This is a genomic window from Halomonas getboli (assembly GCF_023094245.1).
Taxonomy (GTDB): Bacteria; Pseudomonadota; Gammaproteobacteria; order Pseudomonadales; family Halomonadaceae; genus Halomonas; species Halomonas getboli.
The window spans coordinates 355,274-379,967 of record NZ_JALMEW010000005.1 but is presented as its reverse complement, the minus strand read 5'-3'; the positions used below and the strand labels follow the sequence as shown (position 1 = coordinate 379,967).

The window sequence follows — 24,694 nt, the reverse complement described above, 5'->3', positions numbered from 1 at the left end:
GGCCTGGCCGCCGGCGGGATAGCCCGGGGACAGGGTCTCGCCGGTGGCGGGATCGACGGCGTGGATCGCCTTGCCGTCGCTGAGCACGGCCTGCTGGCCGATCAGTTGCTTGCCTTCCAGGGTCATGCGGCTTCTCCTGTCGAGGGGCGCCGGATCACGGCGCCGTTCAGGTCGGGCGGGCGATGAATATCGCCTCGCCTGGCAATGGGGGGATATCTCAGCGCATCCGCATCAGCGGACCAGCGCCGGACGCTTGGGATCGAACTCCCAGCCCTGGATCAGGTACTGCATCGCCATGGCGTCGTTGCGCTGGGTGACGTCGAGGCGCTTGTACTTCTCGTGCGCCTCCATGAGCTTGTCGTCGTCCAGCTCGATGCCGAGGCCCGGCGCCTTCGGCACGGTCAGCTTGCCGTCGCGGATCTGCAGCGGGTCCTTGGTGATACGCTGGCCGTCCTGCCAGATCCAGTGGGTGTCGATGGCGGTGATCCCGCCCGGGCAGGCGGCGGCCACGTGGGTCATCATCGCCAGCGAGATGTCGAAGTGGTTGTTGCTGTGCGAGCCCCAGGTCATGCCCCACTCGTGGCACAGCTCGCCCACGGCCACGGCGCCCTGCATGGTCCAGAAGTGGCAGTCGGCCAGCGGGATATCGACCGAGTTGAGCTGCACGGCCAGCTGCAGCTGCTTGTGGTCGGTGGCGATCATGTTGGTGGCGGTGGGCAGCCCGGTGCGCTTCTTGAACTCCGCCATGGTCTCGCGGCCGGAGAAGCCGCCTTCCTGACCGCAGGGGTCCTCGGCGTAGCTGAGCAGGTGCTTGATCGGCTCCAGCACGCGCACCGCCTCGTCCAGCGTCCAGGCGCCGTTGGGATCCAGGGTCAGGCGCGCCTCGGGGAAGGCCTCGTGCAACGCACGGATGCAGTCGGCCTCCTCCTCGCCGCGCAGCACGCCGCCCTTGAGCTTGAAGTCCTTGAAGCCGTAACGGTCGTAGGCGGCCTTGGCCAGGTTGGCGACGGCCTCGGGCGTCATGGCCTCGCGATAGCGCACCTCGTCCCAGGCATCGACCGGGTCGGTCACGCGCGGGTACGGCAGGTCGGTCTTGTCCGGGTCGCCGAGCAGGAACAGGTAGCCCAGCGCCTCGACCTCGTCGCGCTGGCGGCCGTACTGGCCCAGCAGGTCGGCGACCGGCATGCCCAGCGCCTGGCCGAAGAGATCGAACAGCGCCGACTCGATGGCGGTGATGACGTGCACGGCCACGCGCAGGTCGAAGGTCTGGCGACCGCGCTCCTCGGGGCCGCCCTGGGCCAGCAGGTCGCGGCAGCGGCTGAGTATCTGCTTGACCTCGTTGACGCGCGCGCCTTCCACCAGGCCGCGGCACTTGTCGAGGCCCTTCTGGATGCCCTCGCTGGTGGGTATCTCGCCGACGCCGCGGTTGCCGGACTCGTCCTCCAGCACCAGCACGCAGCGGATGAACCAGGGCGCGTGGCCGCCGCTCAGGTTGAGCAGGAAACCATCCTCGCCGGCGACCGGCACGATGTTCATCTTGGTGATCTTGGGAAACATGGCATTGCCTCTTGTACGTTCGAAAGAGCCATCTAAAGACAGTCAGGTCACCGGTGCGGGATTGAACAGCACCAGGTCGTTGTAGAGCCCAAGCCGGTCGGCGGCAACGCGTTGACGGCCGCTGGCCACGTCGAGGATCAGATGGAACAGCTCCCAGCCCATGTCCTCGATGGTGGCGTCGCCGGTAGCGATACGCCCGGCGTCGAGATCGATCAGGTCGTGCCAGCGCTGCCCCAGGGTGGAATTGCTGGAGACCTTGATGACCGGCGTCATCGGCAGGTTGTAGGGCGTGCCGCGGCCGGTGGTGAAGACCTGCAGGTTCATGCCGGCGGCGGCCTGCAGGGTGCCGCAGATGAAATCGCTGGCCGGCGTGGCGGCAAAGGTCAGGCCGCGCTTGCGCACCCGCTCGCCCGGCCCGATGACGTCGACGATCGGCGAGTCGCCGGACTTGATCACCGAGCCGAGCGCCTTTTCGACGATGTTGGACAGCCCGCCCCTCTTGTTGCCCGGCGAGGTATTGGCGCTGCGGTCCGCCTGCCCCTGGGACAGATAGTCGTCGTACCAGGCCATCTGGTCGATCAGCGCCTGGCCGACCTCGGGGCTCACCGCCCGCGGCGTCAGCAGGTGGATGGCGTCGCGCACCTCGGTGACCTCGGAGAACATCACACTGCCCCCGGCCCGCACGATCAGGTCGGTGGCGAAGCCCACCGTCGGGTTGGCGGTCAGCCCCGAGAAGGCATCGCTGCCGCCGCACTGCATGCCGACCACCAGTTCGGAGGCCGGACAGGTCTCGCGGCGGCGGCGATCGAGGCGCTCGAGGTGGCGCTCGGCCATGGCCATGATGCCCTCGATCATCTCGCCGAAGCCCGTGAAGGACTCGTCCTGCAGGCTCAGCACGTTGGCCTCGGGGTCGGCCGCCTCGGTGTTCTCATAGATCTTCACCGGCCGATCCTCGACCAGGGTCGAGGGCTGCAGCTTCTCGCAGCCCAGGCCGATGACCATCACCTCGTTGCCGAAGTTGGGGTTCAGGGCCAGGTGCTTGAGGGTGCGGATCGGCACCACCGCGGCCGGCGCGTTGATCGCCACGCCGCAGCCGTAGCTGTGGTTGAGTCCCACCACGTCATCGACGTTGGGAAAGCGCGGCAGCAGCTCGCGCTTGATGCGCTGGACCACGTGATCGACGGTGCCGGCCACGCACTGCACGCTGGTGGTGATGCCGAGCACGTTCTTGGTGCCGACGCTGCCGTCGGCGTTGCGGAAGCCCTCGAAGGTGTAGCCTTCCAGCGGCTCGGTCTGCGGTGCCTGCCGCGTCGCCAGCGGCAGGTCCTCCAGCGCCGGCGGCGTGGGCATGTGCAGGTTGGTCTCATTGACGTGACCGCCCTGCGGGATGGCCGCGGCCGCGGTGCCGATGACCTCGCCGTAGCGAATCACCGGCGCCCCTTCCGCCAGCGCCACCAGCGCCACCTTGTGGCCCTGGGGCACGTCGGCCCGGAGCTCGATGCCCCCGTCGAGGCGCTCGCCGGCGGATAGCCCGCCGCGCTCGACCACGACGGCGACGTTGTCACTGGAATGGATGCGGATCACGCGTGGCGTCCGTGAGGGAATCGTCATCAGAATGCCTCCGCCTGACGCTTGGCCCGACCCTTCAGGCTTATGATCACCGAGAAGGCCACGGAAGCGGCGATCAACAGCCACAGCACCACGGCGATCGGGCTCTTGGTGAAGAAGATCGAATAGGTGCCGAAGGACTCCAGGCTCTTGACGAAGTAGACCTCCGCCTGACCGCCGAGGATGAAACCGATGATCAGCGGCGCGACCTCGAGCCCGACCTTCTGGATCAGGTAGCCCAGCACGCCGAAGATCAGCAGCGTCCAGACGTCGAACATGATGCCGTAGTTGATCGCGTAGGCGCCGACCACGCACATCATCACGATGATCGGATAGAGGATGTACTTGGGCACCAGCACGACCTTGGCGATGTGCTTGATGGCATAGAACATCAGGAAGAACATCACGACATTGGCGAACACCAGGGCGGTCATCATCACGTACCAGGTATCGGCGTTCTCGGGAATGAACAGCGGCCCGACCTGGATGCCCTGCAGCGTGAAGGCCCCGATCAGCACCGCGGTCGTGGAGTCGCCGGGAATGCCGAGCGACAGCAGCGGGATCAGGGCGCCGCCGGTCAGGGCGTTGTTGGCCGACTCGGAGGCGATCAGGCCCTGCGGGGCGCCCTTGCCCATCTCGCTGGAGTCGCGAGCGAGATTCTTCTCCTGGGTATAGGCCAGCACCGAGGCGGCGCTGCCGCCGACGCCCGGCAACATGCCGACGAAGGTGCCGATGAAGGAGGAACGTACCAGATTGGTCAGGCGGCCCTTGAAGAGGCCGAAAGAGAAGCCGCTGCCCTTGCCGAATTCGACGTGCTTGCCGCCCAGGCCGCCCTTGATGCCCTCTTCGGCTTCCAGAAGGATGGTCGCGATACCGAAGATGCCGATCAGCACCGGCAGCAGCGAAAAGCCGTCGAAGAGATAGGGCTCGAGGAAATCGAACATCAGCCGGGTATGGCCATTGCCGCCGTCGGAAATGCTGTAGGTGCCGATCAGGCTCAGCCAGATGCCCAGCACGCCACTGAAGATGCCGACCAGCATGTTACGCGACATGGAGGCAATCACGGTCAGCGCCAGCAGGATGATCAGGAACTTCTCGACGTAGGAGAACTTGATCGAGAACTCGGCCAGCAGCGGCGCGAACAGGAACAGCACCGCGGCACTGAGAAGGCCACCGACCAGGGATGCTACCACGCAGACCTTCAGGGCACGTTCACCCTCGCCCTTCTGGGCCATGGGATAGCCGTCGAAGGTGGTGGTGATGGACGATGGCGTGCCGGGGATGTTGAGCAGCACGGCCGGCACCATGCCGCCGGAGATGCCGCCCACGTAGAGGCCGAGCAGCAGCGCCAGGCCGTGATTGAGGCCGAGCGCATAGGTCAGCGGCAGGCACACCGCGACGGCCATGGTCGCGGTCATCCCGGGTATCGCGCCGAAGATGATACCGACCAGGGCCCCCAGGGCCGCCAGCAGGAAAAAGGAGATATCGAGTAGCGACAGGATATCGAGCATGGCTATGACTCCGCTACGGCAGGGTGATCTGGAACAGCTTGGCGAGGATGAACCACGCCAGCGTCGGCGCCACGAGGGCGTTGATGGCCGCCGTGATGACCTTGCGCGTGGTCCTGGTGTGCATGTACATCAGCGACATCAGGAGCAGGAAGGGCATCGAGACGAACAGGAAGCCGTAGCCCGTGTAGGGAAAGAGATTGCCGACCACCGACATCAGATAGAAATAGGCGGCGATCAGCGCCAGGGTTCCAAAGAAGCGGAACTTGTCCATGGACTCGCCCAGGATCGGCAGCGTCTTTTCCCCTCGCCTGACGGCGACGAGGAAGGGCACCACGTTGAACACCAGGATCAGGGCAAAGAGACCGCCCAGCAGCCAGTGAATGATATGGGGGAAGAACAGGTGGGAGGTCTCGAAGTCGATCGAGACGCTCAGCAGGGATGACAGTCCTGATTCCATGGCGGCTCCGGTGAAGGCTCTCGTCAGATGGGCCTTTCTATCGTGATGAGGATGAAGCAGCAGCCGCGATCGCCGGCGGCCTGAGCCGCCGGCGACCCTGCCTTACTGGATGTTGGTGATGATGTCCTTGTACACGGACATCTTGGTTTCCAGGTACTCGGCAGCCTCGTCGGAGGGCTTGAAGTCGGGGATGAAGAAGGCGTTCTTCTGGGTCTCCTGGATCTCGCCGTCGGCATAGATTTCGGTCAGCGCCTGATCGATCTGATCGACGATGGCCGGATCCATGTCCTTGTTGAAAAGGAAGAAGAATTCCTTATCGAAGGTGAAGTTGTCGCCGTTGCCCATGGGCACGGTGACGTTGGGCTCGACATACTGCAGCAGCTGCTCGCGAGTGGTCTGGCCGAGGCCATCCTCCGGCGCCTGAGCGATCGTGCTCTCCCGCGCGGTGAGCCACAGGAAACGCATGGCCTTCTGATCGTCAGCCGGCAGGCGGGTGTACTGCTCGTTGGCCTGCACGGTGCCGTTGATCATGTCGGCCTGACCGTCGAAGAGCTGCTGGTTCTTGTCGGCCTGGGAACCCGTATTGACGGCCACCAGGTTGTCTTCCATGCCCGGATGCTCGAGGGCGATCGCGTTCTTCAGGGCGCTGAAGCCGATCTCGGAGACACCGCCGGGCTGAATGGCGACACGCACCTCCTCGCCGTTGCCGACCGCCTCGATCACGTCATCCAGGGTCTGATAGGGCGAGTCCTTGGGCACCAGATAGGCATTGCCCGGATTGATGGCCACGGTCGGCCCGATGGTGTACTTGTCGAAGATATCGCTATAGCCCTCGACGCCATACAGGTTCCCCAGATAGGACTGATCGTGGAAGATCATCAGGGTGTTGCCGCGCGGGTCACGATCCAGGAAGCGGAAGGCCGAGCTCGCGCCGACCGCGTCCACCTTCATGTTGATATCGAGATGCTTGGCCAGGGCGTCGGCGACGATGCTGGAATTCTGGTAGGTATCCCCGCCGGTGGAGGTCGAACCGATCACCACGCGGACGTTTCCGGGCAGGTGCGCGTCGGCGGCCATGGCGGCAGAGCCGCCGAAGGCCATGCCGGCCATCAGCACGGAGGTTCCGAGGGTCTTGTAGATGCTGGGCATGCTCATGAATTCACCTCTTGGCTGTCGTTGTTGGGTGTGGGTGAAAGGGAGAGGCTCAGTAGCGCTTGGCGGCTTCGACCAAGGCTTCCAGCTGTGCCTTCTCCTCGGCATTGGGCATCTCCAGCGGCGCGCGAACGCTACCGGCGGGACGCCCGATGATCTCGGCGCCGGCCTTGATCAGGCTGACGGCATAGCCGGCCTTGTGGTCGCGCAGGTCGACGAAGGGCACGAAGAACTCGCGGGAGATGCGGCGTACGGTATCGGTATCGCCGGCGCGCAGTGCCTTGTAGAAGGTGACCGCCATGTCCGGCACGAAGTTGAACACCGCGCTGGAGTAGGTGTTGACGCCGACGGCCAGGTAGGCCTCGGCCATGATCTCGGCGGTGGGCACGCCGCCGACGTAGGCCAGGCGCTCGCCGACGGTCTTGATGATCCGGTTAAGGGCCTGCATGTCGCCCTTGCCGTCCTTGAGACCGATCAGGTTGGGGCAGGCATCGGCCAGGCGTTGCACGGAAGCCGGCCCCATCACGCCGTTGCCGCGGTTGTAGTAGATCACGCTGATGGACGTTGAGTCGCAGATCCGGCGGGCGTACTCCACCAGACCGTCCTGCGGGCACTCGGTCAGGTAGGGTGGCATCAGCAGAATGCCGTCGGCACCCTCCTCCTCGGCGATCTTCGCCAGGGCGCTGCCGGTGGCCACGCTCAGTCCGGCGCTGGCGATGACCGGCAGCTTGCCGTCGACGACCTTCACCGCCAAGCGCACGATCTCTCGGAACTCGTCCTGGGACAGGTTGAAGAATTCTCCGGTCCCTCCGGCGACGAATACCGCCGAGATCTCGTGGCTGATGAACCACTCGAGACGCTGCCGATAGCGCTCGGCATCGAAACGCCCCTCGGCGTCGAAATCGGTGATCGGGAAGGAAAGCAGCCCGTCACTGATCGCTCGTTTGACATCTTCGCGTGTAAAGGTCACCTGATCGTCCTCTTGTCTATCCGTCTCGTCTGGCCGTCTCGTCTGGCCGGGAGGGACACGAGGAAGGCGTCGTCCTCATGTCATACATCATACAAATGACAAACTAGCGGCCCCTCGACTGACTGACAACAGGCGCTATGGTAGATTTAGACCAAAGTTGCAGCAGCACGCCCCTCCCCGCCCTGGACGCAGCAATGTCATTGATCGACATCTTCCTCTCGACGCTGAACATCACCCTGCCGGTGTTCGCCATGGTCTTCATCGGCATCGGCCTGAAGCGCTTCCATTGGATCGACCAGGCCTTCGTCAACACGGCATCCCGGCTGGTCTTCCGCGGCACCCTGCCGGCCATGCTGTTCTTCGGCCTGGCCGACGCCGATCTCGAGGCGACGCTCGATCCCTGGATGCTGACCTTCTTCGCTCTCGCCACCCTGCTGAGCTTCGCCGCCACCTGGGGCTGGGCGCTACTGCGCGTGCGGCGACCGCTGCGCGGCGTCTACGTCCAGGGCGCGTTTCGTGGCAACTGCGGCATCGTCGGGCTGGCCCTGGCCGCCGGCATGTACGGTGACGAGGGCCTGTCGCTGGGCGGCCTGCTGCTGGGCGTGGTGATCCTGAGCTACAACGTGCTGTCGGTGATCGCGCTGGCCACCTACCAGCCCCGAAAGGAAGGCGACAAGGGCGTCGACTGGGGCAACATCGTGCGCCACATCGTGACCAACCCGCTGATCCTCGCGGTGATCGCGGCCACGCCCTTCGCCGTATTCGAGATCCCGCTGCCCGCCTGGCTCACTACCACCGGCGACTACTTCGCCTCGCTGACCCTGCCCCTGGCACTGATCTGCATCGGCGCCACGCTCTCCACCCGCGCGCTGAAGAAGGGCTATCGCACCACCGTCAGCGCCAGCCTGGCCAAGATGGTGGTGGTGCCGGCCTTGGCCACGCTGCTGGCCGTGTTGGCGGGCTTCACTGGCCCGGCGCTGGGCGTGCTGTTCCTGTTCTTCGCCAGCCCCACCGCCGCGGCCGCCTTCGTGATGGCCAAGGCCATGGGCAACGACGAGACCCTGACCGCCAACATCATCGCCATGACCACGCTGATGGCCAGCATCACGGTGACGCTGGGAATCTTCACCCTACGCGCCGCGGGCCTGATATAGGCCGTTTGCCCGACGCCGGAAACGACGACGGCGCCCCGCGGGGCGCCGTCGTCGTGGTGGCATGGCAAGCGTCGCCGGATCAGCGATAGGCGCCGGCCACGGTGCCCTCGACCACCTCGAACTGCTCGATGCCTCCGCCCTCGGCAGTGGCCTCCGCCGGCAGCGGGTTGGCGTGGGCACGCTGGAAGTCATCGCTGCCCACCCAGGCGCGGAAGGCGTCCTGGCTCTCCCACTCGGTCTCCACCACGTAGGGCGCCTGGTTGCCCTGGGGGCGCAGTACGCGCATGGCGACGAATCCCGGCTGCTTGTCGATCTCCCCGGCGCGGGCGCGGAAGCGGGCCTCGAATTCGTCCTCGAAGCCCGGGTTCACGTGGATGCGGTTATTGACGATATAGCTCATGGATGCGGCCCTTTCTTCGCTCAGGTTATGTCGGCGGGGGACGTGACACGACGCAGCCGCGCGCAGCCGGCCGCCCGAACCTCGGCGTCGAGCTCGGCGACGGCGGCAGTGGGAAAGCCGAGGCCGCGATCGCCGCGCCCCTCGACCAGCAGCCCCGTGAGCGCCCCCACCAGCGGCATGTGGCTGACCAGCAGCAGCGGGCGGTCGTCGTCCTGCTCGAGCAGCCAGTCGACCACCGCCTGGGGCGGATCGTCCGGGGTGATGCAGGACAGCGTCTCCACCGGCACGCCGAGTGCCTCGCCAACCCACGCCGCGGTCTGCTGGGCACGTCGATACGGGCTCGCCACCAACCGCAGTCGCGCGGCATCGAGATACTCTCGCCCGGCCAGCCAGGCGCCCATGCGGGCGGCCTCGTCGATGCCGCGAGCGGTCAGCTCGCGGAGCGGGTCGGGGCTACCCGGCCCGGCCTCGCCGTGGCGCATGATCAGCAGCGGTTCAGTCATGGCCGCCTCCGGTGTCGCGATGGTCCTGCTGCACGTTCTCCCGCGAGAGCACGAACTCGACGTCGCTGCTCTGCTCGCCGCGCATCAGCAGCCGCGCCATCTCGCGCGCGGGCACGCCCTCGAACAGCACCTGATAGAGCCCCTCGGCGATCGGCATGTAGACGCCTTCCTCGCGGGCCTTGTCGCGCACCAGGCGCACGGTGTTGACGCCCTCGGCGACCTGGCCCAGCGCCTCGACGGCCTCGTCGAGGGTGCGCCCCTCGCCCAGGGCGAAGCCGACCCGGTAGTTGCGCGAGCGGCTCGACGAGCAGGTGACGATCAGGTCGCCGACGCCGGCCAGACCGAGGAAGGTCATGGGGTTGGCGCCCCGGGCCACGGCGAAGCGCCCCATCTCGGCCAGCGCCCGGGTCATCAGCATGCTGCGGGTGTTCTCGCCCATGCCCAGCGCCGCGGCCATGCCGGCGGCGATGGCGTAGACGTTCTTCAGCGCCCCGCCCAGCTCGACGCCGTAGCGGTCGTTGCTGGCATAGACGCGGAAGTAGTCGCAGCCCAGCGCCGTCTGCACCCGGGTGCGGGTCAGCGGATCGTCACTGGCGATCACCGTGGCGGTGAGCTGGCGCTCGGCGACCTCGGTGGCCAGGTTGGGGCCGGAGAGCACGCCGATGTGGGTGAAGCCGGTTTCCTCCTCGAGGATCTGGCTCATCAGCTTGAAGCCGTCCTCCTGGATGCCCTTGGTGGTGCTGACCAGGATCTGGGACGGCGTCATCCAGGGCAGCGCCTGGCGCACTACCTGGCGGAAGGCCTGAGACGGGATCGCCACCAGCACCAGGCCGGCGCCGGGCAGCACGTCCTCGAAGGCGTTCGAGGCCTTCACGGCGGGATTGATGGCGTAGTCGGGCAGATAGCGGCCGTTGCGATGCTCGCGGTTGATCTGCTCGACCAGCGCCGGGTCGCGCAGCCACTGGCGCACCTCGAAGCCGTTGTCGGCAGCGATGCTGGCCAGCGCCGTGCCGAAGCTGCCGCCACCGAGCACCGCCACCCGCTGACTGCGCTCATCGCGGTGGCCATCAGGATTGCTGCGATCAAGGCGTTGATCGTCGGACATGGTCGCCCCGAGACTGGAAATGGTCCGGCGATTGTAACGAAAAACGCCCCCTGAGGGGGCGTCTTGACTCCTGGCGGCGGGCCGCCGCGGCGGCCCGCACGGCGGATCAGTCGATCAGCGGCACCAGGGTGTCGATGCTCGAACGGGCATCGCCGTAGAGCATCCGCGTGTTCTCCTTGAAGAACAGCGGGTTCTCGATGCCGGAGTAGCCGGTACCCTGGCCACGCTTGCAGACGAACACGTTCTTGGCTTCCCAGACCTTCAGCACCGGCATGCCGGCGATCGGGCTGTTCGGGTCTTCCTGGGCGGCCGGATTGACGATGTCGTTGGAGCCGATGACGATCACCACGTCGGTGCTGGCGAAATCGTCGTTGATCTCGTCCATCTCGAGCACGATGTCGTAGGGCACCTTGGCCTCGGCCAGCAGCACGTTCATGTGCCCCGGCAGGCGGCCGGCGACCGGGTGGATGCCGAAGCGCACGTTCTTGCCGGCGCTGCGCAGCTTGCGGGTCAGCTCGCTGACCGCGTTCTGCGCCTGGGCCACCGCCATGCCGTAGCCCGGCACGATGACCACGCTGTCGGCGTCGTTCAGCGCGCTGGCCACCCCGGCGGTGTCGATGGCGACCTGCTCGCCCTCGATCTCCGCCGCCGGGCCCTTGCTGCCGCCGAAGCCGCCCAGGATCACGTTGACGAAGTTGCGGTTCATCGCCTTGCACATGATGTAGGAGAGAATCGCACCGGAGGAGCCCACCAGGGCGCCGACCACGATCAGCAGGTCATTGGACAGCGTGAAGCCGATGGCCGCCGCGGCCCAGCCGGAGTAGCTGTTCAGCATCGACACCACCACCGGCATGTCGGCGCCGCCGATGCCCATGATCAGGTGGTAGCCGATGAAGAAGGCCAGCAGCGCGACGAGCAGCAGGGTCCAGAAACCCGCGCCGTTGAAGTAGAGCATCGCCAGCACCACGGCCAGCGCCGCGGCACCGGCGTTCAGCAGGTGGCCGCCGGGCAGCTGCTTCGGCTTGCCGTCGACCTTGCCGGCCAGCTTGCCGAAGGCGATCACCGAGCCGGTGAAGGTCACCGCACCGATGAACACGCCGAGCACCACCTCGATCTGCAGGAAGGTGAGCTCCGCCGGCGTCTTGTGCGCCAGCAGGGCGGCGAAGGCCGAGAAGCCCTCGGCGCCCTGCTCGGCCAGCTGGCTGGCCAGCACGCGACGACGCTCCAGGTCGGCGTTGAAGCCGACGAACACCGCCGCCAGGCCGACGAAGCTGTGCAGTGCCGCCACCAGCTGCGGCATCTCGGTCATCTCGACCTTCTTGGCCAGATAGGCACCGATGACGGCGCCGATGATCATCATCGGCAGCATCCACCAGTAGCCGCCGATGCCCGGCCCCAGGCCGGTGAAGAAGACGGCCACGGCCATGCCGATGATGCCGTACCAGACGGCACGCTTGGCCTTCTCCTGGTTGCTCAAGCCCCCCAGCGAGAGGATGAACAGTACGCTTGCCGCGATCGAGGCGGCAGATACGAAACCTTGTCCCAACATTGATCGTTCTCCGGCCTCAGGATTTCTGGAACATGGCGAGCATCCGGCGCGTGACCTGGAAGCCCCCCACGATGTTGATGGTGGCGATCAGCACCGAAATGCCGGCAAGCAGGCTCACCAGGACGCTGCCGGAGCCGATCTGCAGCACCGCGCCGAGCACGATGATGCCGGAGATGGCGTTGGTCACGGCCATCAGCGGGGTGTGCAGCGAGTGGCTGACGCCCCAGATCACCTGGAAGCCCACGAAGCAGGCCAGGGCGAAGACGATGAAGTGCGACATGAACGACGCCGGCGCCACCTGCCCGAGCAGCAGCATCAGCGCACCGCCGACGCCCAGCAGCGTCGCCTGACGCTTGGTCTGGGACACGAAGGCGGCGTGTTCGGCGGCCTTCTTCTCCTCCGGCGTGGGCTCGGGCTCCTTCGGCTTCGGCTTGGCCGCGGCGATCGCCTGCACCTTGGGCGGGGGCGGCGGGAAGGTGATGTCGCCTTCGAAGGCCACGGTGGCGCCGCGGATGACGTCGTCGTCCATGTTGTGATTGATGACGCCATCCTTCTCCGGCGTCAGGTCGGTCAGCATGTGACGGATGTTGGTGGCGTAGAGCAGCGAGGCCTGGGTCGCCATGCGCGACGGGAAGTCGGTGTAGCCGACCACGATCACGCCGTTGTCGGTGACCACGCGCTGGTCCGGCACGGTCAGGTCGCAGTTGCCGCCCTTCTCGGCGGCCAGGTCGACGATCACCGAGCCCGGCTTCATGGCCTTGACCATGTCCTCGAGCCACAGCTTGGGTGCCGGACGGCCGGGGATCAGCGCGGTGGTGATGACGATGTCGACCTCGGGAGCCTGCTCGCGGAACAGCGCCAGCTGCTTCTCGCGGAACTCGGGGCTCGAGGGCGCCGCATACCCGCCGCTGCCCGAGCCGTCCTGGCTGTCCTCGAAGTCGAGGAACAGGAACTCGGCGCCCATGGACTCGATCTGCTCGGCCACTTCGGGGCGCACGTCGAAGGCGCGCACCACGGCGCCGAGGCTGGTCGCGGTGCCGATGGCGGCGAGCCCAGCGACGCCGGCGCCGACGATCAGCACCTTGGCCGGCGGCACCTTGCCCGCGGCGGTCACCTGGCCGGTGAAGAAGCGCCCGAACTGGTTACCGGCCTCGATCACCGCACGGTAGCCGGCGATGTTGGCGGTGGACGACAGGGCGTCCATCTTCTGGGCCCGCGAGATACGCGGCACCATGTCCATGGCGATGACGTTGGCGCCGGTGTCGCGGCAGCGCTCCAGCAGCGGTTCGTTCTGGGCCGGCCAGAAGAACGAGATCAGGGTCTTGCCCTTCTCGAGGTAGCCCACCTCTTCCTCGACCGGCTCGCGGACCTTGACCACCACCTCGGCGGCGTTCCACAGCGCCTCGGCGCCGTCGACGACGGTGACGCCGGCCGAACGGTAGGCGTCGTCATCGAACCCGGCGGCCGCACCGGCGCCGGCCTCGATCAGGCATTCGTGTCCCAGCTTCTGGATCTGTTGGGCACTCTCCGGCGTCAGCGCGACGCGCGCTTCGCCGGGGGCGTGCTCCTTGGGTGCACCAATCTTCACGTTGGATCTCCCGTTTTGGCGTTATGGAAACTTTCAAAACACAGCAGTCTTGCCTAGCTCGCGGGGAATCTCAACCCGCATGACGGCCATGACAGCGTCGCTGTCGGAAACGATATGTCCTTGAAAAAATGCACGTTTGATATGACGTGAACGTCAAGGTCAAGCAATGGGGCGCGGTACGACGGCACGCCTTGCCGCGAGGGCGACCAGGCGCCGGAGGGCAAGCAGGCGGCAAGCCATGCCGGTCGGCAGGCAGAAAAAAAACGCGCCGACCACCTCAGGGTGGTCGGCGCGTGCTGGATGCCGTCGGGCGGCACCGGCGCTCGGGGCGCCGCTATCAGGCGCTCAGCAGGGCGTTCAGACGCTTGACGTAGGCCGCCGGGTCGTCGAGATGGCCGCCCTCGGCGATGATCGCCTGGTCGAGCAGGATCCGCGACAGGTCGGCAAAGCCGTCGCCCTCGACGCTCTCGAGGCGCGCCACCAGGGCATGCTCGGGGTTGAGCTCGAGGATCGGCTTGACCTCGGGCAGCGGCTGGCCGGCGGCTTCCATGATGCGGCGCATCTGGTAGCCCATCTCGTGTTCCGGCAGCACCACGCAGGCCGGGGAATCGGTCAGACGATGGGTCACCTTGACCTCCTGGACCTCGTCACCGAGCGCTTCCTTGACGCGCTTGATCAGGTCTTCCTTGGCCTTGGCGGTCTCTTCCTGAGCCTTCTTCTCTTCCTCGTCCTCGACTTCGCCGAGATCCAGGTCGCCCTTGGCGACGTCGACGAACTTCTTGCCCTCGAACTCGGTGAGGTGGCTCATCAGCCACTCGTCGATGCGATCGTGAAGCAGCAGGACCTCGATGCCCTTCTTGCGGAAGATCTCCAGATGCGGGCTGTTCTTGGTCGCGTTGAAGCCGTCGGCGACGATGTAGTAGATCTTCTCCTGCCCTTCCTTCATGCGCCCGAGGTAGTCGGCCAGCGACTGGTCCTGGGTGGCGCTGTCGGTGTGGGTGCTGGAGAAGCGCAGCAGGCCGGCGATCTTCTCGCGGTTGGCGTGATCCTCCGCCGGGCCTTCCTTGAGCACGCTACCGAAGGTGTTCCAGAAGGTCTGGTAGGCCTCGGGGTCCTTGGCCAGCTTCTTGAGCATGTCGAGGGAACGCTTGGTCAGCGCGCTCTTGATCTTCTCGACCTGCGGGTCCTGCTGCAGCAGCTCGCGGGAGACGTTGAGCGACAGATCGCGAGTGTCCAGCACGCCCTTCACGAAGCGCAGGTAGAGCGGCAGGAACTGCTCGGCGTCGTCCATGATGAAGACGCGCTGCACGTAGAGCTTCACGCCCCGTGCGCCGTCACGCTCGTAGAGGTCGAACGGGGCGCGGCCCGGCACGTAGAGCAGGCTGGTGTACTCGAGCTTGCCCTCGACCTTGTTGTGGCTCCAGGTCAGCGGATCGCTGAAGTCGTGGGCCACGTGCTTGTAGAAGGCCTTGTACTCGTCGTCGGTGAGCTCGCTCTTGGGGCGCACCCACAGCGCGGTGGCCTCGTTGACGGTCTCCCAGCTGACGGTCTCGCTGCCCTCGATCTCGTTGCCGTCCTCGTCGCGGGCGGCCTCGACCTTGGGCATGCGCACCGGCACTTCGATGTGGTCGGAGTACTTGCGCACCAGGTTCTGCAGGCGGAAGTCGTCGGCGAACTCGCCGGCGTCTTCCTTGAGGTGCAGCACGATCTCGGTGCCGTGCACCTCGCGCTCGATGTCGGCGACGCTGAATTCGCCCTCGCCGCGGGAGTGCCATTCGACGCCTTCGCCCTGATCGGTGCCCGCCTTGCGGGTGCGCACCGTGACCTCGTCGGCGACGATGAAGCCGGAATAGAAGCCGACGCCGAACTGGCCGATCAGGCGCGCGTCCTTCTGCTGCTCGCCGGAGAGCTGCTTGAGGAACTCGGCAGTGCCACTGCGGGCGATGGTGCCGAGGTTCTCGATCACCTCGTCGCGATTCATGCCGATGCCGTTGTCGCGCACGGTCACGGTGCCGGCCTCGGCATCGTGCTCGATCTCGATGCGCAGCTCGCTGTCGCCTTCGTACAGGGCATCGTTGTCCAGCGCGGCGTAGCGCAGCTTGTCGCAGGCGTCGGCGGCGTTGGAGATCAGCTCGCGCAGGAAGATCTCCCTGTTGGAGTACAGGGAGTGGATCATCAGGTGCAGCAGTTGCTTGACCTCGGTCTGGAAGCCGAGAGTCTCTTCACGAGTAGCAGTGGTCATCTCTTGCGGACCCCTTGTCGACGGTTCGGCGGTGGCGAGGCCACCCGTTGCTTGGATACCGTCGATATGGGGACCGGCGTTGGTTTTTCAACCGTCTGTCTCGCGCCAGGTGCGATAGTCCGTAAGCGCCCGGTCGACCCGGGTCAGCAGCCAGCCGACGATCATGGCGTCATCGACCAGCCCCACCGCCAGCAGCATGTCCGGAATCAGATCCAGCGGCGAGATCAGATAGACCAGGGCGGCCAGCATCCAGCCCAGCGCCGGCCAGGGCACCGGGCGATAGCGGCCGCGCGCCACGTCGGCCAGCATCGGCGGGAACCAGCGCAGGGCGCGGCGCATGCGCAGGAAGACGCCGGCGCGGCGCTTGAGGCGCGTGAGCGGCGGGGAACCATCGGGGCGGGCCATGGGCGTTCTCCTTGCCGAGTCGCGGATTCATCGCTAAAGAATGAGGAGTGTTCCGGCACAATGCCAGCCGTCGGCCCCGGGAGACACTACTCAAGCGCCGCGCCATGGGCGACCATGAGGGCCCGCTCACCGTACACCTGCGAGAGGCGACACGATGCCCAGCACCCCATTCCGCATGCCCTGGAAGCTTATGCTGACCGCCGCGCTGCTGTGTCTGCCATCGGTCGGCCAGACCCAGTCCACCGATGGTGCCATGCGCGACGCCCTCCAGGCGGCGCGGGCCAAGGATTGGCAGGACATCGACCGGGCCGCCATCGCCGATCACGTGCTGGCCGGCTACGTCGACTACCACCGCCTCAAGGCGCGGCTGCCTGGCGCCACCGTGCACGACGTGCAGGCCTTCATCGACGCCAACGCCGACTCGCCGCTGGCCGGCTGGATGCGTGGCCAGGCCATCTCGGCCTACGGCGAGGCCGGCCGCTACCAGGCGCTGCTGGCGGTGGCCGACGGCAAGCCCCGCGGCACCGAGCGCCAGTGTTACTACTATACCGCCCTGCTCGGCAGCGACCCGGCGGCGGCCGCCGAGGGCGGCCGTGAACTGTGGCGGGTCGGGCACTCCCAGCCCGACGCCTGCGACCCGCTGTTCAACGCCCTGCGCGAGCGCGGCGAGATCGGCCCCGAGCAGGTCTGGGAGCGTCTCACCCTGGCCTGGCAGGCCGGCGAAAGCGGCATGGTGAGCTACCTCGGCCGCCAGCTGGGCGACGACTGGCGCGGCGCCCGCGCCGCCCTGGAACGTATCGACGACGACATCTCGGCGATCACCCGAGTGCCGAGCTGCATCGGCCCGGGCTGTCGCGGCAGCGGCGCGCTGTTCGCCGCCGCCATGCATGACTACACCCGCGCCGACACCGAGGCGGCGCTGGCAGCCTGGCAGCAGCTGTCGTCGCGGTTGGCCATCGACGACGCCCATCGCCACGCCATCGAACACGACCTGGCCTTCTACTCGCTGGTGCGCGACGTCGCGCCCAACCGCGGCTGGGTCGACGGCGTGCTGCCGCGCCTCGACGACACCGACCTCACCGTGCTGCGCATCCGGGTCGCCCTGGCCGATCGCGACTGGGCCGGCGTGCTGGACTGGGCCGGCCGCCTGCCCGCGGAAGAGGCCAGCGAGGCCCGCTGGCAGTACTGGCAGGCGCGCGCCAAGGAACAGCTCGGCGACGCCGCGGGCGCGAAAGCGGCCTACGCCCGCGCCGCCGATCAGCGCAGCTTCTACGGCTTCGCCGCCGCCGATCACCTCGGCCAGCCCTACGCCCTGAACCAGGCCGACACCTCGGTCGACGAGGCCCGTCGCCGCGAGATCGGCCGCCTGCCGGCGGTACGCCGCGCCGAGGCGCTGCTGCGCATCGACGAGCCGGGACTGGCCAGCAGCGAGTGGTACGCCGCCGCCGCCCGCGCCATGCCCCAGCAGGCCATGGCCATGGCCGACTACGCGGCGCGCCGCGGCTGGCCCGCCCGGCTGGTACAGACCACCATCGCCGCCCGGCTGTGGGACGCCCTCGAATGGCGCTTCCCCGAAGCCTACCGCGACGATTTCCTGCGCTGGGGCCGCGTCAACGACGTCGACCCCTACCTGCTGATGGGCATCGCTCGCCGCGAGAGCGCCTATAACCCCGACGCCCTGTCGCCGGTCGGCGCCCGAGGCCTGATGCAGCTGATGCCGGGCACCGCCACCCAGGTCAGCCGCCAGCTCGGCATCGCGGACCCGGGCCGCTTCGGGCTGCTCGAGCCCTCGACCAATATCCGCCTGGGCAGCGCCTATATCGGCGAGATGCTGGAACGCTATCGCGGCAACCGCCTGGCCGCCACGGCGGCCTACAACGCCGGCCCGCGTCGGGTCGACCGCTGGCTCCGCGACGCGCCCCAGCAGTTCGACCTGTTCGTCGAGTCGATCCCGTTCCGCGAGACGCGCCACTACGTGCAGGCAGTGCTGGCCTACCGGGTGATCTTCGAGAGCCTGGCCAACGGCGGCGACGCCCGCGGCGTGTCGCTGCTGACCGAGGCGGAGCGCAGCGGCGAGTACAACGGCTCGCTGCTGGCCAGGAGGTAGATGGTGAGGGGCGAGGTGTGAGGGGCGAGGTGTGAGGGGCGAGGTGCGAGGCGCGAGGCGCGAGGTGAACAGGGGGTGAGGTGTTAGGAACAAAGGCAAGGCTTCCGCCTTCTCCTTACCTCTCACTCCTTACCTCTCACTCCTTACCTCTCACTCCTCACTTACGCCGGCGCCCTGGTCAGCGCCAGCTTGGCGCCGAAGGCCACCAGCACGCCACCGGTGAGGCCGTTGAGCCAGCGCGACAGCGCCGGGCTCGCCAGCCAGCGGCCGGCGCGGCCGACCAGCAGTACCACGGCGATCTGCCACACGTTGGCGATCACGAAGTGCACGCCGGCGAGCCACAGCGACTTGGCCAGGGCCGGATCGCCGGGGGCGATGAACTGCGGCAGGAAGGCCATGTAGAAGACCACCGTCTTGGGGTTGAGCACGTTGGACAGTAGCCCTTCGCGCAGCGGCCGCCAGGCCGATACTCGCCGCCGCTCGCCGTCGACCGCTCCGACCGGCAGCCCCTGACCGCGCCGCGCCGCGCCCAGGCTGGCGATGCCCAGCCAGATCAGGTAGGCGGCGCCGGCCAGCTTGAGCACGCCGAAGGCCCAGGCCGACTGCAGCAGGATCAGCGAGATGCCCAGCGCCGAGACGGTGGCATGCACGAACAGCCCGGCGCAGATGGCCAGGCTGGTCAGCACGCCGTCCCGCAGGCCGCCTCGGGCGGTGTTGCGGATCACCAGCAGGGTGTCTACCCCCGGCGTGATGCTGAGCAGGGTGATGGCCACCAGAAAGGGCCAGAATTGCGCGTCGAACCACATCATGCCGCCCTCAGCCGCCGAACACGCCGCGCTTGGCGTGGCGCATCGATATCTGGTCGTTGAGCGTCCAGAAATCGTAGAGCACGCCCAGTCCGAACAGTCCGAAGGTGCACAGGTAGATCAGGCCGGTGATCCACTTGCCGAGATAGAGTCGGTGCACGCCGAAGACGCCGAGGAAGGTGAGCAGCAGCCAGGCCAGGGTGTAGTTGGTCGGCCCGGCCTGGAAGCGCAGATCGGCCTGGCGATCCATGGACGGGATCAGGAACAGATCGATCAGCCAGCCGATGCCCAGCAGTCCGAAGGTGAAGAACCAGATCGTGCCGGTGACCGGCTTGCCGTAGTAGAAGCGGTGCGCGCCGAGGAAGCCGAACAGCCACAGCAGATAGCCGATCACCTTGCTGTGGGTATCCTGGGACGCGATACGTGTGTGTTCCATGGAAAAGTCTCGTCGATGCCCTTGAGGTCGCTGGACGCCGGAGAAGGGAGTGGCTACATTGACCTAGCGGGCGGAGGCACCAGTTTCACTGCGCCACGATGTTGACGCAACCCTGGTGCTGATGCACTATCCGCTGCGTAGGTTAGCAAGTAGAAAGTCGTCAGTTGTACTTCGATTCCTTTCGATGCACCCGGTGCGCACTTCTTCTTTGTCTGCCCACGCAAGACGGGCTCGTGCCGCACTGGCGGCCAACACGGCCCAGCATCATATATTAGCTAGTTAAGGAAATCGACAATGGCAACTGGCACTGTCAAGTGGTTCAACGACACCAAGGGCTACGGCTTCATCTCTCCGGAAGACGGCGGCGATGACCTGTTCGTCCACTTCTCCGAAATCCAGGCTGAAGGCTTCAAGTCCCTGCAGGACGGCCAGAAGGTCTCCTTCGAAGTGACTCAGGGAAAGAAAGGCCTTCAGGCCTCCAACGTTCGCGTCGCCGAGTAATCTCGACCGACACGACGATCGACCCGTCGGTATCGCCGGCGGGTCGATAAGAAGAAGGCCCGCCTTACGGCGGGCCTTTTTCGTGGCCCCGATCAGGGCGAGTCGCTGCCGGAGGTCTCGCCATCGGCGACTGCACCCTCCTCCTGCGGCACACGAGTCGATTCACGGATCTCGCTGGGCACGCCCTGCTCGGCCTGCTCGAACTGCTCGTCGATCTTGCGGCTGGCCTCCTCGAAGCGGCGCTCCGTCTCCTGCAGAATCGCCTCGACCTCGGGGTCGGAGCTCGGCGCGAGGCCGTCGGTCGACATCGGCTCGGTCCCGAGGGCATCGTCCAGCGGGCTCGCCTCCGTCGCGTCCGTCTCCGGCAGCGACGTCTCGCCGGGCAACGTCTCGCCGGGCGACGCTTCGCCTGATGACACCTCGTCGGGTGCCTGCCGCGACACTTCCTCGTACTGGCTGTCGATGTTCTGCTTGGCCTCCTCGAAGCGACGCTCGGTGTCCTGCAGGATCTGCTCGACCTCGGCATCGGTTTCCTGCTCGGAGGGTGGCGCCATCTCGCCCGAGGGCACGGCGTCGGCAGTCTCGGGCACGCCGGCCGGCGCGGCCTCCTCGGCCGCGGCATCCGGCGTGGCCGACGCGTCCCCGGCAGGCATGTCTGCCTCGACGGACGCATCGGCGCCGGACGCCGCCTCGGCTTGGTCGCTCTGGCTCGGTTCCGCCGTGGCGGCGGCCTGAGAGGCGTTCCCCTCATCAGCAACGGGCGCCGCGCTCGTCGTGTCGCCGGCGGGCGCGGTCTCGCCGCTCGGTTCGCCCTCGTCGTTGCCACAGCCTGCCAGGGCGAGCGTGACCGCCAGGACGAGCGGTTTCCAGGGGATCATGGCCTTCCTTCTCATAAATGGGTGTCGTGTCATTGCACCAAAGGGGACCCGGCGCCGCAAGGCGCGTCAGCGCGCGAACAGCTGGCCGTCGATATCGCGGAAGGCCTTGAACTCGATGGCATTGCCGCTGGGATCGCGGAAGAACATCGTGGCCTGCTCCCCCGGCTCGCCGGCGAAGCGCACGTAGGGCTCGATCTCGAAGCGGACGCCGGCGGCGGTGAGCCGGTCGACCAGCGCCTCCCAGTCGTCCATCTCCAGCACCACGCCGAAGTGCGGCACCGGCACGCCGTGGCCGTCCACCGGATTGCGATGGGTCTCTCGCGGCGACTCGCCGAGAGAAGGGTCGAGATGGCAGACGAACTGGTGGCCGTAGAGGTTGAAGTCGATCCAGGTCTCGCTGCTGCGCCCCTCGGGGCAGCCCAGCAGTTCGCCGTAGAAGCGCCGTGCCTCGTCCAGGTCGCGCACCGGCATGGCAAGATGAAAGGGAGTCAACATGGATGCACCTCCGTGAGCCAGAAGGGTTTCATGATGCCGCGGCCGTCGCCGGCTGGCCAGTCACCGGCGCCGACAGCAGCGGGCAGTCGTCCGGCAGCGCCAGCGACAGCGCGCCCGGCGTGACCTCGACCCGGAAGGCGCGGCGATGGCAGGGCTCGCCGTCGAGGGTCAGCGGCAGGTCACCATGGGCCTCGACGCTGAGCCAGGCGGTACGGAAGGCCTCGACGAAGGTGCCCTCCCGCGGCCGGCGCTGCAGCTCGCGGCGCATCGCCGCCATGTCGCGCAGCGAGGCGAAGTCACGCAGGATCAGCACGTCCAGCAGGCCATCGTCGATGCGCGCCTCCGGGGTCAGATGCTGGCCGCCGCCGGAGCGGGTGCCGTTGCCCAGCGCCAGCACGAACAGCGACGCCTCGCGCTGACCTTCCGCCCAGCACAGCCGCGCTGGATAGGGCCGATACTGCCAGGCCTTCAGCGCGCCGATCAGCGAGTAGGCGCCGCCGCCCAGCAGCCGCTTCAGGCTCTTGGGCGTCGAGGAGGTGATCTCGGCGCCGAAGCCGCCGGTGGCCATGTTGAGGAAGTACTGGTCATCGAGCCGAGGCACGTCCACCGCATGCAGCGGCAGCGACAGCGCCGCCTTCAGCGCGGCCAAAGGCTCCAGGGCCAGCCCCAGGGCGCTGGCCAGGTCGTTGGCGCTGCCCAGCGGCAGCAGGCCGAGCCCCGGACGCCGCTCGGCCGGCAGCCGCATCAGGCCGTTGACCGCCTCGTTGATCGAGCCGTCGCCGCCGCCGACGATGACCCGCCCGACGCCGTCGCGCCCCGCCTGTTCGGCCATGCGGGCGGCGTCGCCCGCCTCCCAGGTGACCTTCACCTCGAGCTCGGCACCGGCCTCCCGACAGGCATTGACCGCCTGGCGGACCGCCGGCAGCTGCGCCGACTTGCCGTTTAGGATCAGCGTTACCATGGTCTCACGTTCCTTCTCCTTGATCCTCGTCATGGCCATTTCACGCGCGGCCGGCATGCTCGATGGATGAATCCCATTCACTCTATGACGTCCTTACACTATCTGTCTTCTCTCGGTACCCTTCGACCCTCACGACACAGGGAGTTGTCATGATCGCACCGGCCTACCTCCTGGCAGCCTTCCTCGGCGGCCTCGCCGCCATGTGCCTGCGCCTGCCGCCCCTGGTGGGCTTCCTGGCCGGCGGGTTCGTGCTCAACGCACTGGGGTTTTCCTCCACCCCGTTGCTCGAGCTGGTGGCCAATGTCGGCGTCACCCTGCTGCTGTTCAGCATCGGCCTCAAGCTCGACGTGCGCACCCTGCTGCGGCGCGACGTCTGGGGCGGCGCCACGCTACACATGCTGATCTCCAGCCTGGCCATGGTGGCGCTGCTCGGGCTGCTGAAGGGACTCGGCCTGCCGCTGCTGGCCGAGGCCGGCTGGCCGACCCTGGCCCTGCTGGGCTTCGCGCTGTCGTTCTCCAGCACGGTGTTCGTGGTCAAGGTGCTGGAGAAGCGCAGCGAGAGCCAAACCGCCTACGGCCGCCTGGCCATCGGCGTGCTGATCATGCAGGACATCTTCGCCGTCGTCTTCCTCACCGCCTCCAACGGCAGCCTGCCGAGCCCCTGGGCGCTGGGGCTGCTGCTGCTGATCCCGCTGGCCCCGGCGTTGCGTGCGCTGCTCGACCGCCTCGGCCACGGCGAGATGCAGATGCTGTTCGGCATGCTGCTGGCGCTGGTGCTGGGCTATGCGCTGTTCTCGGCGGTGGGGCTCAAAGGCGATCTAGGCGCCCTGGTCATCGGCCTGCTGCTGGCGCCCCACCCCGCCGCCCAGGCCCTGGCGCGTTCGATGTTCAGCCTCAAGGAGCTGCTGCTGGTGGGCTTCTTCCTCAGCCTGGGACTGACGGCCATGCCCAGCTGGGCGCTGCTCGGCGCCGCCCTGCTGCTGGTGCTGGCGCTGCCGCTCAAGGGCCTGCTTTATCAGCTGGTGTTCATGCGCTTCCGCATGCGCCACCGCACCTCGGTGCTGACCGCCCTGAGCCTGACCAACTACTCGGAGTTCGGGCTGATCGTCGGCGCCATCGCCACCGCCAAGGGCTGGCTGCCGGAGAGCTTCCTGGTGGTGCTGTCGCTGGCGGTGGCGCTGAGCTTCGCCGCCTCGGCGGTGGTCAACGGCGTCGGCGAACGCTTCTATCGCTGGCTGGAGCCGCGCCTGCCCGAGATCGACGAGCATGACCTGACGCCCAGCGACCGCCCCATCGAGGTCGGCGACGCCGAGGCGGTGGTGCTGGGCATGGGCCGCATCGGCAAGGGCGTCTACCGGCGGCTGCAGAAGGAATACGGCCTGCAGGTGCTGGGCATCGACAGCAATCCCAAGAGCATCGAACGCCTCACCGCCATGGGCTTCAACGTCGTCGAGGGCGACGCCGTGGACTCGGAGTTCTGGGACAAGTTGCTGATGTCGTCCGAGGTGCGCCTGGTGGTGCTGGCCATGCCGCACCACGCCGGTAACCTGGCCGCCCTGCGGCAGCTGCGTTCGCGCCACTTTCCCGGGCGCATCACCGCGGTGGTGGAATACCCCGAGGAGATCGAGCCGATCCGCGAGCTCGGCGCCAGCGCCGTCTTCCACGTCTACGACGAGGCCGGCCGCGCACTGGCCGACAGCGCCGCCGAGGAAGCCGGGCTGGCCTCGCGCACCAGCCTGCTGGGCTAGAGCACCGCCCGAATTGCCGCGCCCGTCCCGGCGGGCGTGCTACCATGGCGCCGCGCCCCGACGCCCCTTTTCCCGAGATTGCCCGCGCATGAACGACTTCTTCACCGCCATCGGCCAGTTCATCGGCCACGTCATCCGCTTCATCGTCGATGCGCTCAGCGCCGGCCTGAACGGCCTGGACGACGCCGCCGGCAGCCTGATTGGCGGCGTCGCCGGGGCGCTCGGCATCCCCGCCAACCTGCTCAGTCTGCTGGTGCTGGTGCTCGGCCTGTGGCTGCTGTGGAAGGCCTTCGCCGCCCTGCGACGGCGAGCCGTGGTCGCCACCCTGATCTGGGTGCTGCTGGGGGTGAGCGTGCTGAGCTGGCTGATCAGCTAGCTGGGCGGTGGCTGAGCTGCTGCGCTCGATATCTTGGCCACCGGCGGTGCCGAAGCGTCGGACCGTCGCTATCCTCATGTAGCAGGCTACACTCCGGTAGCTCCGCTCCGGCGGTGACCAGGCTAGGCGCCCCCACCTATCCTCGCTCACGACGCACAGCCTACACGCCCAGTTCAGTTCTTGCT

23 protein-coding genes are annotated in these 24,694 nt (G+C 67.3%); 5 read left to right on the top strand and 18 right to left on the bottom strand.

Annotated features, from left to right (window positions below; translation table 11 throughout):
* Nucleotides 1–231 precede the first annotated feature (231 nt).
* The 6 genes from MYL53_RS12975 to kdgD all read right to left on the bottom strand — a co-directional run bounded on the left by MYL53_RS12975 (nt 232) and on the right by kdgD (nt 7,255).
* Nucleotides 232–1,557 carry an enolase C-terminal domain-like protein gene (locus MYL53_RS12975; RefSeq protein WP_247854366.1) on the bottom strand — a complete coding sequence of 442 codons (1,326 nt, stop codon included), beginning with the start codon at nt 1,555–1,557 and terminating at the stop codon, nt 232–234.
* Nucleotides 1,558–1,599: 42 nt separating this feature from the next.
* Nucleotides 1,600–3,168, bottom strand: coding sequence for a galactarate dehydratase (garD, locus tag MYL53_RS12970; protein WP_247854365.1), 1,569 nt, complete (start codon nt 3,166–3,168; stop codon nt 1,600–1,602).
* The gene (locus tag MYL53_RS12965) at nt 3,168–4,676 is read right to left on the bottom strand and encodes a tripartite tricarboxylate transporter permease (RefSeq protein WP_247854364.1); all 1,509 of its coding nucleotides are present in this window, start codon (nt 4,674–4,676) and stop codon (nt 3,168–3,170) included. The genes garD and MYL53_RS12965 overlap by 1 nt, the downstream gene beginning before the upstream one ends.
* 13 nt (nt 4,677–4,689) lie before the next feature.
* Complete coding sequence (locus MYL53_RS12960) at nt 4,690–5,133, bottom strand: tripartite tricarboxylate transporter TctB family protein (RefSeq protein WP_247854363.1); 444 nt, start codon at nt 5,131–5,133, stop codon at nt 4,690–4,692.
* Between the two features lie 102 nt (nt 5,134–5,235).
* On the bottom strand, nt 5,236–6,288 hold the full coding sequence (locus tag MYL53_RS12955; RefSeq protein ID WP_247854362.1) for a type 2 periplasmic-binding domain-containing protein: 1,053 nt from the start codon (nt 6,286–6,288) through the stop codon (nt 5,236–5,238).
* 49 nt (nt 6,289–6,337) lie between these two features.
* Nucleotides 6,338–7,255 carry a 5-dehydro-4-deoxyglucarate dehydratase gene (gene kdgD, locus MYL53_RS12950; RefSeq protein ID WP_247854361.1) on the bottom strand — a complete coding sequence of 306 codons (918 nt, stop codon included), beginning with the start codon at nt 7,253–7,255 and terminating at the stop codon, nt 6,338–6,340.
* A gap of 194 nt (nt 7,256–7,449) precedes the next feature.
* On the opposite strand from kdgD, the gene MYL53_RS12945 reads away from it, so the two are divergent.
* Nucleotides 7,450–8,409, top strand: coding sequence for an AEC family transporter (locus tag MYL53_RS12945; protein ID WP_247854360.1), 960 nt, complete (start codon nt 7,450–7,452; stop codon nt 8,407–8,409).
* Between the two features lie 79 nt (nt 8,410–8,488).
* Here the strand turns inward: MYL53_RS12945 and MYL53_RS12940 are convergent, their stop codons facing one another.
* The 7 genes from MYL53_RS12940 to MYL53_RS12910 all read right to left on the bottom strand — a co-directional run bounded on the left by MYL53_RS12940 (nt 8,489) and on the right by MYL53_RS12910 (nt 16,201).
* Complete coding sequence (locus MYL53_RS12940; protein WP_247854359.1) at nt 8,489–8,809, bottom strand: antibiotic biosynthesis monooxygenase family protein; 321 nt, start codon at nt 8,807–8,809, stop codon at nt 8,489–8,491.
* 20 nt (nt 8,810–8,829) lie between these two features.
* The gene (gene sixA, locus MYL53_RS12935) at nt 8,830–9,312 is read right to left on the bottom strand and encodes a phosphohistidine phosphatase SixA (protein WP_247854358.1); all 483 of its coding nucleotides are present in this window, start codon (nt 9,310–9,312) and stop codon (nt 8,830–8,832) included.
* Nucleotides 9,305–10,417, bottom strand: coding sequence for an NAD(P)H-dependent glycerol-3-phosphate dehydrogenase (locus MYL53_RS12930; RefSeq protein WP_247854357.1), 1,113 nt, complete (start codon nt 10,415–10,417; stop codon nt 9,305–9,307). Before MYL53_RS12930 ends, sixA begins: the two co-directional genes overlap by 8 nt.
* A gap of 106 nt (nt 10,418–10,523) precedes the next feature.
* A complete protein-coding gene (locus MYL53_RS12925; RefSeq protein WP_247854356.1) occupies nt 10,524–11,966 on the bottom strand; it encodes an NAD(P)(+) transhydrogenase (Re/Si-specific) subunit beta in 1,443 nt (480 codons plus the stop codon).
* Nucleotides 11,967–11,982: 16 nt separating this feature from the next.
* Entirely contained in the window at nt 11,983–13,554 is a 1,572-nt protein-coding gene (locus MYL53_RS12920) for a Re/Si-specific NAD(P)(+) transhydrogenase subunit alpha (protein ID WP_247854355.1), read from the bottom strand.
* A gap of 337 nt (nt 13,555–13,891) precedes the next feature.
* The gene (gene htpG, locus MYL53_RS12915) at nt 13,892–15,796 is read right to left on the bottom strand and encodes a molecular chaperone HtpG (RefSeq protein ID WP_247854354.1); all 1,905 of its coding nucleotides are present in this window, start codon (nt 15,794–15,796) and stop codon (nt 13,892–13,894) included.
* 87 nt (nt 15,797–15,883) lie between these two features.
* Entirely contained in the window at nt 15,884–16,201 is a 318-nt protein-coding gene (locus MYL53_RS12910; RefSeq protein WP_247854353.1) for a YkvA family protein, read from the bottom strand.
* 154 nt (nt 16,202–16,355) lie between these two features.
* Here MYL53_RS12910 and MYL53_RS12905 point away from each other — a divergent pair, with 154 nt between their 5' ends.
* On the top strand, nt 16,356–18,308 hold the full coding sequence (locus MYL53_RS12905) for a transglycosylase SLT domain-containing protein (protein ID WP_247854352.1): 1,953 nt from the start codon (nt 16,356–16,358) through the stop codon (nt 18,306–18,308).
* A gap of 161 nt (nt 18,309–18,469) precedes the next feature.
* Here MYL53_RS12905 and MYL53_RS12900 read toward each other — a convergent pair whose 3' ends face one another.
* Nucleotides 18,470–19,114 (bottom strand): LysE family translocator, encoded by a 645-nt coding sequence (locus MYL53_RS12900; protein WP_425591758.1) that lies wholly within the window; start codon nt 19,112–19,114, stop codon nt 18,470–18,472.
* Between the two features lie 10 nt (nt 19,115–19,124).
* A complete protein-coding gene (locus MYL53_RS12895; RefSeq protein WP_247854350.1) occupies nt 19,125–19,550 on the bottom strand; it encodes an NINE protein in 426 nt (141 codons plus the stop codon).
* Between the two features lie 294 nt (nt 19,551–19,844).
* Between MYL53_RS12895 and MYL53_RS12890 the strand changes: the two genes are divergently transcribed.
* Nucleotides 19,845–20,051 (top strand): cold-shock protein, encoded by a 207-nt coding sequence (locus tag MYL53_RS12890; RefSeq protein WP_016853765.1) that lies wholly within the window; start codon nt 19,845–19,847, stop codon nt 20,049–20,051.
* 92 nt (nt 20,052–20,143) lie between these two features.
* Here MYL53_RS12890 and MYL53_RS12885 read toward each other — a convergent pair whose 3' ends face one another.
* From MYL53_RS12885 to yegS, 3 genes are all read right to left on the bottom strand, one after another.
* Nucleotides 20,144–20,929 carry a hypothetical protein gene (locus MYL53_RS12885; protein ID WP_247854349.1) on the bottom strand — a complete coding sequence of 262 codons (786 nt, stop codon included), beginning with the start codon at nt 20,927–20,929 and terminating at the stop codon, nt 20,144–20,146.
* Nucleotides 20,930–20,995: 66 nt separating this feature from the next.
* On the bottom strand, nt 20,996–21,424 hold the full coding sequence (locus MYL53_RS12880; protein WP_247854348.1) for a VOC family protein: 429 nt from the start codon (nt 21,422–21,424) through the stop codon (nt 20,996–20,998).
* Between the two features lie 28 nt (nt 21,425–21,452).
* The gene (yegS, locus tag MYL53_RS12875) at nt 21,453–22,418 is read right to left on the bottom strand and encodes a lipid kinase YegS (RefSeq protein ID WP_247854347.1); all 966 of its coding nucleotides are present in this window, start codon (nt 22,416–22,418) and stop codon (nt 21,453–21,455) included.
* A gap of 116 nt (nt 22,419–22,534) precedes the next feature.
* Between yegS and MYL53_RS12870 the strand changes: the two genes are divergently transcribed.
* Nucleotides 22,535–24,133, top strand: a complete 1,599-nt coding sequence (locus MYL53_RS12870) for a cation:proton antiporter family protein (protein WP_247854346.1) — start codon at nt 22,535–22,537, stop codon at nt 24,131–24,133.
* A gap of 88 nt (nt 24,134–24,221) precedes the next feature.
* Nucleotides 24,222–24,509, top strand: a complete 288-nt coding sequence (locus MYL53_RS12865; RefSeq protein ID WP_247854345.1) for a hypothetical protein — start codon at nt 24,222–24,224, stop codon at nt 24,507–24,509.
* Nucleotides 24,510–24,694 lie beyond the last annotated feature (185 nt).